The sequence below is a fragment of the Streptomyces sp. NRRL F-5123 genome (assembly GCF_000721495.1).
Classification (GTDB): domain Bacteria; phylum Actinomycetota; class Actinomycetes; order Streptomycetales; family Streptomycetaceae; genus Actinacidiphila.
Window position 1 is genome coordinate 1 of sequence record NZ_JOHY01000096.1, and the last position, 14,157, is coordinate 14,157.

At 75.1% G+C, this 14,157-nt stretch carries 8 protein-coding genes; 3 read left to right on the forward strand and 5 right to left on the reverse strand.

Annotated features, from left to right (window positions below):
- Positions 1 to 369 precede the first annotated feature (369 nt).
- Positions 370 to 930: a MarR family winged helix-turn-helix transcriptional regulator gene (locus IH54_RS0137380; protein WP_031525665.1), complete on the reverse strand. Its 561-nt coding sequence runs from the start codon at positions 928 to 930 to the stop codon at positions 370 to 372.
- A 126-nt stretch (positions 931 to 1,056) separates the two neighbouring features.
- On the opposite strand from IH54_RS0137380, the gene IH54_RS0137385 reads away from it, so the two are divergent.
- Positions 1,057 to 2,346 carry an MFS transporter gene (locus IH54_RS0137385; protein ID WP_031525667.1) on the forward strand — a complete coding sequence of 430 codons (1,290 nt, stop codon included), beginning with the start codon at positions 1,057 to 1,059 and terminating at the stop codon, positions 2,344 to 2,346.
- Positions 2,347 to 2,600: 254 nt separating this feature from the next.
- Here the strand turns inward: IH54_RS0137385 and IH54_RS0137390 are convergent, their stop codons facing one another.
- Positions 2,601 to 4,340, reverse strand: coding sequence for an ATP-binding SpoIIE family protein phosphatase (locus IH54_RS0137390; RefSeq protein ID WP_031525669.1), 1,740 nt, complete (start codon positions 4,338 to 4,340; stop codon positions 2,601 to 2,603).
- Positions 4,341 to 4,467: 127 nt separating this feature from the next.
- Complete coding sequence (locus tag IH54_RS0137395) at positions 4,468 to 5,916, reverse strand: NAD(P)/FAD-dependent oxidoreductase (RefSeq protein WP_234344248.1); 1,449 nt, start codon at positions 5,914 to 5,916, stop codon at positions 4,468 to 4,470.
- A 310-nt stretch (positions 5,917 to 6,226) separates the two neighbouring features.
- On the opposite strand from IH54_RS0137395, the gene IH54_RS0137400 reads away from it, so the two are divergent.
- Both IH54_RS0137400 and IH54_RS0137405 read left to right on the forward strand, forming a co-directional pair.
- Positions 6,227 to 7,003 (forward strand): TetR/AcrR family transcriptional regulator, encoded by a 777-nt coding sequence (locus tag IH54_RS0137400; RefSeq protein WP_031525675.1) that lies wholly within the window; start codon positions 6,227 to 6,229, stop codon positions 7,001 to 7,003.
- A 599-nt stretch (positions 7,004 to 7,602) separates the two neighbouring features.
- A complete protein-coding gene (locus tag IH54_RS0137405) occupies positions 7,603 to 9,537 on the forward strand; it encodes a sigma-70 family RNA polymerase sigma factor (protein WP_234344250.1) in 1,935 nt (644 codons plus the stop codon).
- A gap of 177 nt (positions 9,538 to 9,714) precedes the next feature.
- On the opposite strand, the gene IH54_RS0137410 is transcribed toward IH54_RS0137405, so the two are convergent.
- Both IH54_RS0137410 and IH54_RS0137415 read right to left on the reverse strand, forming a co-directional pair.
- Positions 9,715 to 10,422: a DsbA family oxidoreductase gene (locus IH54_RS0137410; RefSeq protein ID WP_031525680.1), complete on the reverse strand. Its 708-nt coding sequence runs from the start codon at positions 10,420 to 10,422 to the stop codon at positions 9,715 to 9,717.
- 84 nt (positions 10,423 to 10,506) lie between these two features.
- Positions 10,507 to 13,854 (reverse strand): BTAD domain-containing putative transcriptional regulator, encoded by a 3,348-nt coding sequence (locus tag IH54_RS0137415; protein WP_052398313.1) that lies wholly within the window; start codon positions 13,852 to 13,854, stop codon positions 10,507 to 10,509.
- Between the last annotated feature and the right edge of the window lie 303 nt (positions 13,855 to 14,157).

The window sequence follows — 14,157 nt, forward strand, 5'->3', positions numbered from 1 at the left end:
GTTCCGACTCTATCAGACGCTTTCCAGTGCCTGACCCCCAGTCAGCGGGGTTTGTCTTTCCGGCTGTTGGGCCGTTCCGACGAGTGAGACTTTAGCGGACTTCCTTCGCTCCGGCCAAATCGGCCGGTCGAGCGAAAGTCTGCCTGCATTCCGTAAAAACACACGACGGGACGACAGCGGTGACGACGGCACAACGGCCGTCGACGCGGTCGAATCGAAATGGTTCCTGCGGGATGGCTGTCCGGGGACCGACCAGAGATCGGCGCTCACGTCGGACAACCCGGAGAACATTACGCACGCTCGCCGAGCGTGTCAACCCCCGGTGATCAGGGTCCCCGCGAGAGGCCCCCGTGGCTCGGCAGGAGGGGGTCAGTCGAGGTCTTCCAGGCGGCCGCCGGCGTCGGGCTGGCTGGTCTCGACGCGGCGGAGGAGACGGGTGAGCATCTCGCCGAGGATGGCGCGTTCCCCCGTGGTGAGGTCCTGGAGGAGGTCGTCCTCGAAGGCGGCGGCCAGGCGCATGGTCTGGAGCCACTTCTCGCGGCCCTCGTCCGTCAGCTCCACGATGACGCGGACGCGGTTGGCCTCGTCCCGCTCGCGGGTGACCAGGCCCTCGGTGACGAGGCGGTCGATGCGGTGGGTCATGGCGGCCGGAGTGAGGCCCAGGCGTTTCGCCAGGTCGCCGGGGCCCAGCTGGTACGGGGTGCCGACGACCACGAGGGCCTTGAGGACCTCCCACTCGGCGTTGCTGATGCCGAGGTCGACGAGCTGCCGGCCGTACGCGACGTTCATCCGGCGGTTGAGCCGGCCCAGGGCGGTGACGACCTTCTCGACCTGGGGGTCGACCTCGGGAAATTCACGCTGGTAGGCGGCGATCTGGGCGTCGAGGTCCAGTTCCTGGGGCGCACCGGCTGAGCCTGCGGCTGAGGTCATGCTCCCGAGTATGGCACGGAAGGCTTTGCTCTAAAGCCCTTCGGCATGTACTCTTTAGCTTCGAACTTTAGTTGTCAAGTCTTCAAACCGAAGCCGTACCGCTCGGGACCACCCGGAGGGAGAGCCGTGAACAACGCCACGGGCGCCGCGCTGCGCCGTATTCAGCTGGGGAACGCCCTGAGCGCGTTCGGGAACGGCTTCACCGTGCCCTTCACCTTCGTGTACGTGTCGCAGGTGCGGGGCCTCGGCGCCGGGGTCGCGGGTGTGGTGCTGGCGGCCTTCGCCGTCGCCGCGCTCTTCGTGCTGCCCTTCACCGGGCGCGCCATCGACCGGCGCGGGCCCGTACCGGTCGCCGTCGCGGGCACCGTGCTCGCGGCCGCGGGATCGCTCGGGCTCGGGCTGTCCGGCAGCGAGGCCGTGGTGATCGCCGCCGCAGGTGCGCTGGGGGCGGGCATCTCCGTGGTGCAGCCCGCGCTGGCCACGATGATCGTGTGGTGCTCGACGCCGGCGACCCGCTCCCGCGCGTTCGCGACGCAGTTCTTCCTGGCCAACCTGGGGCTCGGCGTCGGCGGGCTCATGGGCGGGCTGATCGTGGACACCGCGCACGCGTCGTCGTTCATCCGGCTCTTCGCCATCGAGGCGGCGATGTTCCTGGTGCTCGGCGCGGTCGTCGCCACCGTGCGGCTGCCGCGCGCCGCCGGCGCGGACGAGCGGGTCCCGGGTGCCTCCGGCGGTGGCTGGAACGTGCTGCTGCGGCATCGAGCCATGGTGCTGCTGTGCGTGCTCGGCTTCGTGCTGTTCTTCGCGTGCTACGGGCAGTTCGAGTCGGGGCTCTCAGCCTTCGCGGTGACCGTGACGCGGATCTCGCCCGCGATGCTCGGCGTGGCGCTGGCCGCGAACACGGCGGCGATCGTGCTCGCGCAGTTCGTGGTGCTGCGGCTCGTCGAGCGGCGGCGGCGCAGCGCGGTGATCGCGGCCGTCGGCGTGGTCTGGGCCGTGGCCTGGCTGGTCGCGGGGGCGTCCGGGCTCCTGCACGGGCACCACGCGGTGGCCGTGGTGGCGATCATCAGCACGTACGCGCTGTTCGGGCTGGGCGAGGCGATGCTCGCGCCGACCGTGTCGCCGCTCGTCGCCGATCTTGCCCCCGAGGGCATGGTCGGGCGCTACAACGCGGCGTTTGCGCTGGTCAAGCAGTTGGCGCTGGCGATCGGGCCCGCGGTGGGCGGCCTTGTCGCCGCCGCGAGGGCGTACGACGTGTACGTCGTGCTGCTCGTGGGCTGCTCTCTCGGCGTCTCCGTGCTGGCTGTGCGGCTGGGCCGCACGCTCACGGGTGAGCAGGACGCGCCGCACCGCTCCCGCGTGGTGGCCGTCCACCCCGCGAACGACCCGGCCCCCGTGCCGGCTCCGGTGGCCTGACGCCGGCCCTCCGCGGAGGGCGGTGCCCACCAGGGGCGCGGGGACTGCGCGAGCAACCCGCCACCGGGCGTGGGCCGCCACCGGCCCAAAGCGGGCAGCGCGGCCCGCTCCGGCCACCGGACGGTGGGTGGCTGAGCGCGCGCGGTCCCCATGCGCCTGGGTATCCACCGGGCGCGGCAGACCGGAACGCTCGCCCGGCGGCGCGGCCGAAAGCTCGTGCGCACCGCCCTCCGCGGAGGGCAGCTCCCTTCGCCTCAGCCCGGGAGGGCGAATTCGCACCACACTGCCTTGCCGCCGCCGGGCGTACGGCGGGAGCCCCAGGACGTGGCGATCGTCGCGATGATCGAGATGCCTCGGCCCGCCTCGTCGGCGGGCTCCGCACGGCGGCGGCGCGGCAGGTGCTCGTCGCCGTCGGTGACCTCGATCACGAGGCGGCGGTCGGTGCGGCGCAGGCGCAGCTTCATGGGTGGGGTGCCGTGCTTGAGGGAGTTGGCGACGAGTTCGCTCGCCGCGAGGACGCCGAGGTCGCGGAGTTCGACGGGGAAGCGCCAGGAGGCGAGGACTCCGGTGGCGAAGGCGCGGGCGCGGGGGGCGGCCTCGATGCCGCCGAGCAGGTCGAGGGAGGCGTTGCGGAAGACCTCGCCGTCGGGGAGACCGGTGTGGTCGGGGTACTGCAGGACCAGGACGGCGACGTCGTCGTCGTGCTGGCCGGTGACGCCGAGGGCGCGCAGCAGGCGGTCGCAGATGACCTGGGGGGCGCCGGTGGCGCCGGCGAGCGCGCGCATGAGGGTGGTGACGCCGTCCTCGATGTCCTCGCCGCGGCGCTCGATGAGGCCGTCGGTGTAGAGGACCGCGGTGCAGCCGGGGCCGAAGGGGACGGTCGCGGAGTTGTGGGTCCAGCCGCCCGTGCCGAGCGGGGGGCCGGTGGGCTCGTCGGTGCGCTCGACCGTGCCGTCCGGGTGGCGGATGAGGAGCGGGAGGTGGCCGGCGCTGGCGTAGGCGAGGCGGCCCTCGCTGGGGTCGTGGACGGCGTAGACGCAGGTGGCGATCTGGGTGGCGTCGATCTCGGCGGCGAGCCCGTCGAGGAGCTGGATGACCTCGTGCGGGGGCAGGTCGAGGCGGGCGTAGGCACGTACGGCGGTGCGGAGCTGGCCCATGACGGCGGCGGCGCGGACCCCGCGGCCCATCACGTCGCCGATCACGAGGGCGGTGCGTCCGGCGCCGAGGGTGATCACGTCGTACCAGTCGCCGCCGACTGCCGCGTCGGTGCCGCCGGGCTGGTAGGTGGCGGCGAGGCGCAGGTCGTCGGGCTGTTCGAGCTGCTGGGGCAGCAGGCTGCGCTGGAGGGTGACGGCGGTCTCGTGGATGCGCCGCTCGCTCTCCCGGAGGCGCTCGGCGGACTGGACCTGGTCGGTGACGTCGGCGGCGAAGACCAGGACGCCGCGGCGGGCGGGGTCGGGGTCGTCGGCGTGGACGGGGGTGCAGGTGAAGGTGAAGTAACCCTGACGGGTGACGGCGGCGTGGTCCGCCCGGGTGACCTTGCGGGCCTTGACCGTACGCGGGCGGCCGCTGCGGTGGACCTGGTCCATGAGCGGGAGCAGGCCGAGTTCGGAGAGTTCGGGCAGGGCGTCGCGGGCGGGGGCGCCGGTGGGGCGGGGGCCGAAGACGTCGGTGTAGGAGTCGTTGACGAAGCCGACGGTGTGGTCGGGCCCGTGGGTGACGGCGATGAGCGCGGGCAGCTGGCTGAGCATCGCGGCGACGGCCGCGCCGGCGCCGTCGAGGACGGTCGGCCGATCCTGCGGGGTGGCCGGGGTGCCGGGGTGACCTGCTGCGGAGGGGTCGGCGGGGCCGGCCGGGGCGGGGGCGGCGTCCGTGCCGCCGGTCGCGATGCCCGCTGGTGCGGCAGCGGGGTCGGCGGTCTTGCCGCGGGCCGCCGGGACGGCTCCGCGTCGCTGTGTTCCGGGGAGCCGGGCGCTCCAACGCGTGAGGTTCAAACGTCCGATTCCTCGTATTTGTCACTCATTGCAGGTGCTGCCGCACGGGTCGTCACCCGTCCAGTGTGGCCGAATGTGGGCCTGCGAGGGAATCGCGCCGTGGTGCGCCCGGCGCGCGCGGGGGCGCTCACGCGCGTGGCGGGTCGGTGTCGCCGCGGCTCGGGCGGTCCGGGCCGTCGCCGGTGTCACCGGTGCCGCCCCGGCTGTCGCCGGTGTCGCCGTCGCGTCCCGCCGCGTGCTCGAACTCGGCGCGCGGATGCTCCAGGGAGCCGAGCGAGACGATCTCGCGCTTGAAGAGGCCGGACAGGATCCACTCCGCGAGCACCTTGGACTTGCGGTTCGCGGTCGGCACCCGGCTGAGGTGGTAGACGCGGTGCATCAGCCATGCCGGGTAGCCGGTGAGGCGGCGCCCGTAGAGCAGGGCGACGCCCTCGTGCAGGCCGAGCGAGGCGACCGAGCCGACGTACTTGTGGCGGTATTCGGTCAGCGGCTCGCCGCGCATCTCGGCGGCGATGTTGCGGGCCAGCACCTTGGCCTGGCGTACGGCGTGCTGGGCGTTGGGCGCGCACAGGGCGCCCTCGCGGCCGGCGGTGAGGTCCGGGACGGCGGCCGCGTCGCCGGCCGCCCAGGCGCCGGGGTGGCCGGCGACGCGGAGGGTGGCGTCGGCACGCAGCCGGCCGCGGTCGTCGAGCGGCAGACCCGTTGCGGCGAGCAGCGGCGCGGGTTTGACGCCGGCGGTCCACACCACCGTTCTGGTCGGCAGCCGCGAGCCGTCGGAGAGGACGGCGACGCGGTTCTCGCAGGACTCCAGCCGGGTCTCCAGGCGGATGTCGATGTTGCGGCCGCGCAACTCCCTGACGGCGTAGCGGCCGAGCTGCTCGCCGACCTCGGGGAGGATGCGGTCGGTGGCCTCCACCAGCACCCACTTCATGTCCTCGGCGCGGATGTTGTGGTAATAGCGCAGGGCGTAGCGGGCCATGTTCTCCAGCTCGCCGAGCGCTTCCACTCCCGCGTAGCCGCCGCCGACGAAGACGAAGGTCAGGGCCGCCTCGCGGACGTCCGCGTCGCGGGTGGAGGAGGCGATGTCGAGCTGTTCGAGCACGTGGTTGCGCAGCCCGATGGCCTCCTCGACGGTCTTGAAGCCGATCCCGTAATCGGCCAGGCCCGGCACCGGCAGGATGCGGGAGATCGAGCCGGGGGCGAGGACGAGCTGGTCGTAACCGATCTCGGTGGCACCGCCGCCCTCCTCCTCGGTGGCGGGCGTGACGACGGCCGCGACACGCTTGTCGTGGTCGACCGAGCGGACCTCGCCGGCGACGATCCGGCAGCGGTCCAGGACCCGGCGCAGAGGTACGACGACGTGCCGCGGGGAGATCGATCCGGCGGCCGCTTCGGGGAGAAACGGCTGGTAGGTCATGTACGGCTGCGGCTCGACGACCATGATCTCGGCCTCGCCGCGTTTCAGCCGCAGCTTTCGCTGGAGCTGCAACGCCGTGTACATGCCGACGTAACCACCGCCGACCACAAGAATGCGCGGTGTGCTTGCCCTGGCCATGGCCGCCGACTCCGTCGTCATTGCTCCATGACGCAATGGGCGGACACCGTTTGTCCACAGGGCGGACGGCGCGATTCGCCGGAACCGGCCCCCTCGCAGGCCGGGAGCCCGCGGGCGCATGGGGTGATCATCGGGCAAACGCCGCAGACGCGGGAAGCTGTCCCGCCCCCGCACGAAACGATCTCCTGTCCCACGGATCACACCCCCTTCATTCTTGACGCAGCCTCAACTATGTTCGTTTCTCGTAGTGCTGCGCGGTGACGCGCGTGCACGATCTTTAAGGGTGGGGAGTCTCCGGGGGGAGACATTCGGATTACCGGGGGAGACACATATGCATCTCGAGTACGCAAAATTGACATCGGCCGCGGCTGCGGAGGGGGGCACGGGCCGGGCGGCACCCCTCCGGGTGGACGCCCAGCGCAATCTGGAGCACGTGCTCCGCGCCGCCCGTGAGGTCTTCGGCGAGCTCGGCTACGGCGCGCCGATGGAGGACGTCGCCCGGCGCGCCCGGGTCGGGGTCGGCACCGTCTACCGGCGCTTCCCGAGCAAGGACGTGCTGGTCCGGCGGATCGCCGAGGAGGAGACCGCGCGGCTGACGGAACAGGCGCGCGCCGCACTGGGCCAGGAGGAGGAGGCGTGGTCCGCGCTGGCCCGCTTCCTGCGCACCTCCGTCGCCTCCGGCGCCGGACGGCTGCTGCCGCCGCAGGTGCTGCGGGTGCAGCCGCACGACGACCCGGAGGACGACGCCGCGCGGGTGCCGCAGCAGCGCGTGCGGTCCGGCGAGGACGCGGTCCTCGCCGGGGTCCTGCGCGACCACGCGGCTTCCGCCGCCGCTCCGACTCCGACTCCGGCTCCCGCCGCGCCGGCCGCCGGGGCGGGGGCGAACGACGCGATCGAGGAGCAGGACGGGATACGCACGCTGCTCGACGTGGTGGGCCAGCTCGTGGAGCGGGCCCGCGCCGCGGGAGAGCTGCGGACGGACGTCTCCGTCGCGGACGTGCTGCTCGTCATCGCGACGGCGGCTCCGTCCCTGCCGGATGCCGCGCAGCAGGCGGCGGCTTCGGCGCGGCTCCTCGACATCCTCCTGGAGGGCCTCCGCTCCCGCTGACCCCGCCGGGGAGGCACGGCGCTGCCGCGCCGGGTGAGCGTCCTGCGCTCCCGCGCGGGGTGAGCATCCCGGTGCGGCTGCACCGGGGGGGCGAGCGTTCTGCGCTGCCGCGCCGGGTGAGCATCCTGCGCTCCCGCGCGGGGTGAGCATCCCGGTGCGGCTGCACCACAGGACCAGCGTTCTGCGCTGCCGCACAGGGGTGAGCATCCCGGTGCGGCTGCACCGGGGGGCGAGCGTTTTCAGGGGTGCGTGGGGGCACCTCCCGGGCGAAGCCTGGGGGAGAACTGCGCGACCAGCCACGACGTGCCGTCACGTCGTCACCGGCCCGAAGGGGCAGTTCGGTCCTCTCCCAGAGCTCCGCCTGGGAGGTGCTCCCAGGACCACCGGCCGGTGGGTGGTTGCTCGCGCAGTTCTCCCCGGGCTTCGCCCGGGAGGTGCCCCACGCGCCCCTGGCGTGCCCGGCTGGGCGGGCGCGGCTGAGGGACGCTCCGCGGCGCGGGCTCGCGGGGGCGTGGAGGAAGCGTGAACGATCTCCCACGGAAGGGTGGTTCCGTACGGGCCCGGGGCCCTGGGGGCCCTGGCTGTGCCACGCTTGGCGCGTGGATGAGGCCAACGGCGAGACCAGCGCCTCCGCTGCCGCGGAAAGCGGCGAGGAGCCGGCGCGCAGGGTCCCGGGTCAGCGCGACCCGGCGGCGCGTCCGGACCCGGGGTACGCCGCAGCGCGCCCCGCGGGCGGCGGCACGCCGGACCACGTGCCGGGCGGCGCGCAGGGGCACGCGGGGTCCGAGCAGCCCGAGCGCTCCGACGCCGAACTAGTCGACCAGGTCCGGGCCGGCCGGGACAGCGCCTACGAGGAGCTCTACCGGCGCCACGCCCAGGCCGTACGCCGCTACGCCCGTACGTGCTGCCGCGACGCGCACACCGCGGAGGACCTCACCGGCGAGGTGTTCGCCCGTACGCTCCAGGCCATCCGCGGCGGCAGCGGGCCGCAGTCCGCGGTGCGCGCGTACCTGCTCACCACCGTCCGGCGGGTCGCCGCGTCGTGGAGCAGCAGCGCGCGGCGTGAGCAGCTCGTCGAGGACTTCGCCGTCTTCGCCGTCACCGCGGAGGGCGCCGGGACCGGGGCCGCCGCGAGCGAACCGGCCGCCGACGTGCGCGCCATGCGGCACGCCGAGCAGTCGCTCGCCGTCAAGGCGTTCCGTACGCTGCCCGAGCGGTGGCAGACCGTGCTGTGGCACACGGCGGTGGAGGAGGAGTCGCCCAGCGACATCGCCCCGCTGCTGGGGCTGACGGCGAACGCCACCGCCGTCCTCGCGCACCGCGCGCGGGAGGGGCTACGCCAGGCGTACTTGCAGGCGCACGTCAGCTCGGCCCTCACCCGGGCCGGGGACTGCGCGCGGTACGCCGACCGGCTCGGCGCGCACGCGCGCGGCGGCCTGCGGATGCGCGCCGACCGCGAGCTGAACCGGCATCTGAAGGACTGCGAGCGCTGCACGGCGGCCTCCCTCGAACTCGCCGACCTCAACTCGACGCTCAAGGGGCTGCTGCCGGTCGCGTACATCGGCTGGTTCGCCGCGGTCTACGCCGCCAAGGCCGCGGGGGTCGTGGCCGTCGCCGGAGGTGCCGCCGCCGCGGGAGGAGCCGCGGCCGCCGCTGCGGGTTCCGGCTCCGGCGGGTCCACCGCGGCGGGCGGGGCCGCGGGCGAGGGGCTCGGGCTGCCCGCCAAGATCGGCATCGCGGCGGCGGTGGTGGTGGCCGCCGCCGCGACGGCCCTCGCCCTCGCCGCGGGCGGCGACGGCAAGCCGAAGCCGCAGGCCAAACCGCCCGTTCCGGCGCCGCCCGCCGCGCCCGCGGCGACGGTCCCGCCGCCCTCCCCCGAGCCGCAGCCCAAGCCCGCCCCCGAGCCGCCTCCGCCGCCCGCGGCGCCCGCCCGTACGACCTCGCCGCCGCCCGAGCCCGCCGCGACGCGTCCTGCGCCCCCGCCGCCCGCCCCGAAGCCGACGCACGAGCCGACGCCGACGCACGAGTCGACGCCCACCGAGGCGCCCGCCCCGCCGCCCACTCCCGAGCCGACGGCGGCGCCGGTCGCGTACAAGGTCAACTCGCTGCGCGTCAGCGGCCTGCCGGGCACCCGGGACGAGCCCACGATCCGCCTCGGCGGCCTCGCCTCCGGCAGCTGGTGGTGGGACCGCTGGGGGCTCCGCGTCGGGGGCACGACGTATGCGCACGGCATCAGCGTGCACGCGCCGTCGAGCGTGACGATCGACCTCAACCGGACTTGCGTCGCGTACGACGCGATGGCGGGCGTCGACGATCTGGGGCGGGGGCTGCGGTCGGGCGTCCGCTTCGCCGTCGACGGCGACGGCCGGCGGCTCTGGACCTCACCGGTCCTGCGCGCGGGCGACCCCGCCGTACCGGTTCACGTTCCGCTCGCGGGCCGTACGACGATCACGCTGACCGTCACCCCGGAGGCTTCGCCTCGCGACCGCACGGGCCTCGCGGACTGGGCGGACTCCGTCCTCACCTGCGCGTAGCGCCTGCCGCGCGGGCCGGCCGTTTCCGGCCGCGCCTGCCCGCGCCGGGCGAGCGTTCTGCGGCCGCGCGTGCCGGGCCGGACAGGCCGGGGCACGACGAGGCGCCCCCACGCGCCCCCGAAGACGCGCGCCGCCCTACGCGGAGGGGGCCCCGGGACTCACCCGGCGCGGCAGCGCTCAGTGCTCCGCCGGCGAGGGGACCGCGCAGGCGCCGTCGGCGCAGGAGTCGGCGTCCTCCGTCGTCGGAGCCGCGGAGGACTCGCGGGAGATCTGCTCGAGGGCCTGGAGGAAGACGGACGTCTCCTGGCCGCCCTGGACGGCCCACCTGCCCTCGAAGACGAAGGTCGGCACCGCGGAGATGCCCAGCTCGCGGGCCTCGTCGATGTCCGCGAGGACCTCCTTCGTGAGCGCGTCGCCGGCGAGGAAGGCGGTGACGGCGTCGCGGTCGAGGCCCGCGGCGACCGCGGTGTCCGCCAGCTGCGCGCGGTCGCCGATGTCGAGGCCCTCACCGAAGTGGCCGGCCATGAGCTTGCCCTTGAGTCGGGTCTGGACGGCGGGGCCGTACGTGTCGAGGGCGAAGCGGAGCAGGCGGTGGGCGAGCAGCGAGTTGTTCTCCAGCACCGTGTCGAAGTCGAAGGTGATGCCCTCGTCGGCGCCGAGCGCCGTGACGCGCGCGTCCATGGCGCGGGCCTGCGGCCCGTACTTCGCCGCGAGCACGTCGTGGTGCGGGCGCGGCTCGTGCGGGGCGGACGGGTCGAGCTGGAAGGGCTTGTAGACGACCTCGACGGCGGCGGCCTTCGGGAAGGCCGCGAGCGCGCGCTCGAAGCGGGCCTTGCCCACGTAGCACCAGGGGCAGGCGATGTCGCTGTAGATCTCGACCTTCACGGGGACCTCTCACTTCCGGTGGGCTGCGGCCGCGCTCCAGTATTCCTTGAAGCTTCAAGTGGATAAGGCCGCCGCCCGCCGCGGCTATTCCCCGGCGAGATCCGCGGGGTCGGCGGGGCCCGCGGGCGCCACCGTGAGGGCGGTGATCAGGTCCGCCGCCGCATGCGGGTCGAGGGCCGCGCCCCGCTCGCGCGCCTCCTCGAGCCGCTCCGGCGGCAGTGCCTCGGCCGTACGGGCGGCGACCGCGGCGGCGGATTCGCGTTCGGGGGCGCTGCGCGGGAGCGGGCCCCGTACGGCGTCGGCGGCGGACAGCAGCCGGGCCGCGGAGTACGCGTCGCCGGCGGCGGACAACGCCTCGGCGGCGATGTCCAGCAGCGACCCGACGACCAGCTCGGTCGGGCCGGCCGCGAGGGCGAGCCGCAGCGCCTGGTCCAGCTCGGCGAGCGCAGCGCGGGGCCGCCCCTCGGCGGTGGTGATGCGTGCGGACAGGCTCGCGAGCAGCGCGTGGAAGACCGGCGGCGGGGTGCCGTCGCCGACGTGCCCTGCCGCCAGCTCGCACATCCGGCGCGCCCCGGGCACATCCCCCTCCCACAGCCGCAGCATGCCGCCGAGGTAGCGCACGTAGGTGCGCGCGTCCCAGACGGTGTAGCGCTCGGCCGCGTCGTCGGCGCGGGCCAGCAGCCGGTGCGCCTCCTCGTGGTCGCCGTCGCGGTAGGCGATCTCGGCCATCCGGGCGAGCAGGAACGCGGACTCGGCGAAGGCGCCCAGTTCGGTGCCGAGCCGCTGGGCCTCCTCCAGGTCGGCGCGCGCCGCCCGGTAGTCGCCGCGGGCCATCGCGATCTCGCCGGCGGCGCCGTGGGCCTGGGCGAGGATCCAGCGGTCGGCGAGGCGGCCGGTCAGCTCCGCGAGTTCGGCGCGGGCGGCGTCGGCGGCGGGCAGGCCGCCGGGCGAGTCGACCGCCATGTGGGTGTGCAGCAGCAGCGCCGTCGCCAGCTCCCAGTCGCCTCCGTAGGCGCGGCAGTTGGCGACGACCGCCGACGTGTTGCGGCGGATCTCGGGGGTGCCGCCGAGCAGGACCTCCTTGCCGCCGTGCACGACGTAGGCGGTGAAGGGCCAGACGATGCCGGGGAAGCGCGCCGCGTGCGGGCCGCCGTGGCGGTAGGCGCGCTCCAGTCGCTCGGCGAGGGCGAGCCACTGCGGCGTGGCGAACTGCGCCTCGGAGCCCTGGTCGCTCTTGACGAAGAAGAGGGTCATCAGCGCGTCGGTGCGCGGCCAGTAGAGCGGGTGGGTGGTGTCCTCGGGCGCGTCCTCGCTGAGCGCGAGCGCGCGGCCGAGCCAGCCGTCCGCTTCGTCGCGGTAATTGCGCAGCCACCAGAACCAGCCCATGGCCAGCACGATCGCGAGCGCGTCCGGCTCGTCGCCCGCTTCGATCGCGCGGTGCAGCGCGGCCCGGATGTTGTCCAGCTCGGCCTCCAGCACCTCCAGCCAGCGCAGCTGGTCGGCGCCGCGCAGCCGGTCGTCGGCGGTACGGGCGAGGTCGCGGTAGTACGCGGTGTGCGCGCGGGCGGCGCGCTCCAGCCCGGCGGGGCGCTCGGCGGCGCGTTCCACGGCGTATTCGTGGATGGTCTCCAGCAGCCGGTAGCGGACGTGCGGGCCGTCACCGGTCGCGTCGCCGCCGCTGCCGGACGGCCGCAGGTCCGCCACGACGAGGGATTTGTCGACGAGCTGCGCGACCGTCTCCAACGCGTCCGGGCCGCACACGGCCTCGGCGGCGGCCAGCGTGCAGCCGCCCGCGAAGACGCTCAGCGCGCACAGCGCGGCGCGCTCGCCGTCCGTGAGCAGGTCCCAGCTCCAGTCGACGACCGCGCGCAGCGTCTGCTGGCGCGGCAGCACGGTGCGGCTGCCGCTGGTCAGCAGCCGGAAGCGGTCGTCGAGCCGCTGTGCGATCTGCTGCGGGGTGAGTGCCCGCAGCCGGGCGGCGGCCAGCTCGATCGCGAGCGGCAGTCCGTCCAGCCGCCGGCAGATCTCCGTCACGGCCTCGTCATCGGCGGCGCTCCCGTCCGCCGCGGCGCCGTTGGCGTACGGGGCCGCGGCGGGGCGTACGGCGGCGGCGCGCTCGGCGAACAGGCGGTGGGCCGTGGGGAGGGGCAGCGGCTCGACCGGGCGGACCACCTCGCCGGGGACGCCCAGCGGCTCGCGGCTGGTGGCCAGCACCGTGACGGCCGGGCAGGCGGCGAGCAGCTCGGCGGTGAGCGTCGCCGCCGCCGCGATCAGGTGCTCGCAGTTGTCCAGCACGAGCAGCAGGCGGCGCGACGCGCAGTGCTCCAGCAGCCGCGCCACCGGATCCTCGCCGTGCGGCTCCGGCCGCATCGGCCCCGCGCCCAGGACGTGCGCGTCACGGCGGCCCAGGGCGTTCAGCACGGCGTACGGGATCGCGGCGGGGTCGTCGAGCGGGGCCAGCTCCGCGAGCCACACGCCGTCCGGGAAGCCGGCGGCCGCCGCCTCCGCGGCCTCCTGGGCGAGTCGGGTCTTGCCCGTACCGCCGGGGCCGGTGAGAGTCACGAGGCGGGCGTGGGCGATGTCCGCGTCCAGGTCGCGCAGGTCGGTCTCGCGGCCGACGAAGCTCGTGAGGCGGGCGCGCAGATTCCCTGCGGGGCGCGGCCGGTCGGGCGCCTCCGGTGGCCGCCGGGTGCTGCCCGGGGCGGGCTCCTCGCCCTGCCGCAGCAGGTCGGCGTGCAGGGCGCGCAGCTCCGGGCCGGGGTCCGCGCCCAGGACGTCGGCGAGGGTCTCGCGGGCCTCTTCGTACGCCACGAGGGCGTCGGCGGTCCGGCCGGTGGCGCGCAGCGCGCTGATCAGCTGCACGCGGAAGACCTCGTCGAGGGGGTACGCGAGGACGGCCTCGCGCAGCTCGGGGAGTACGTCGGCGGCGCGGCCCAGCGCGAGTTCCGCGTCCACGCGGAGCCGCTGGGCGGTACGGCGCAGGGCCTCGGGGCGGGCGGCGGGGACGGCGCGCTCCGGGAGGTCGGCGAGCGCGGGGCCGCGCCACAGGGCCAGGCCACGGGCCAGCACCTCCGACGCGAGCCGCGGGTCGCTTGCCGCGAGGGCTTCCTCGGCCTCGTGGACGAGCCGCTCGAACACGAAGAGGTCGACTGCGTCGGGCTCGGCGGCGAGGCGGTAGCCGCCCGGCTCCGACGTCACCGCGTCGCGGCCCAGCGCTTTGCGCAGCCGGGCGACCAGGGCCTGGAGGGCACCCGTCGCGTCCGCGGGCGGGTCCGCGGCCCATACGTACTCGATGAGGGTGTCCGTGGGGACGGGGCGGCCGGCGCTCAGGGCCAGCGCGGCCGCGAGCGCCCGCACGCGCCCGCCGCCGAGCGCGACGGGGGCGCCGTCGCGCTGCCTCGCCTCGGTGACCCCCAGCACGAAATAGCGCACCCCCGCATTCTCCCTTCTCCGCAGGGCCCTCGTGGGCGCCCTGGGCTGTTCCTGCCGGGACCGTCCGCTGTGATGGGTCGTTCGCGCGGTTCTCCGCGCCCCTGAGGCCCCGGGCGCCGCGGGCTGCTCCTCGTTGGCCGGCGTTGGCCGGCGTTGCCCGCGTTGGCCGGCGTTGCCCCGCGGGGCATCGCGCGCTCCGTGCGGGGGTGGGGTCGGGGGCCACTCCGGGGGTACCTCCTCGGAATGCGCGTTCACCCTCATCCGGAGTTGGTGCCGCGCTGGGAAGCGCATTCCTGCGGGGGC

Coding starts and splice junctions, on each gene's coding strand:
- IH54_RS0137400 (WP_031525675.1), top strand. CDS start 6,227: ATGCATCTCGAGTACGCAAAATTGACATCGGCCGCGGCTGCGGAGGGG.
- IH54_RS0137395 (WP_234344248.1), bottom strand. CDS start 5,916: ATGACGACGGAGTCGGCGGCCATGGCCAGGGCAAGCACACCGCGCATT.
- IH54_RS0137380 (WP_031525665.1), bottom strand. CDS start 930: ATGACCTCAGCCGCAGGCTCAGCCGGTGCGCCCCAGGAACTGGACCTC.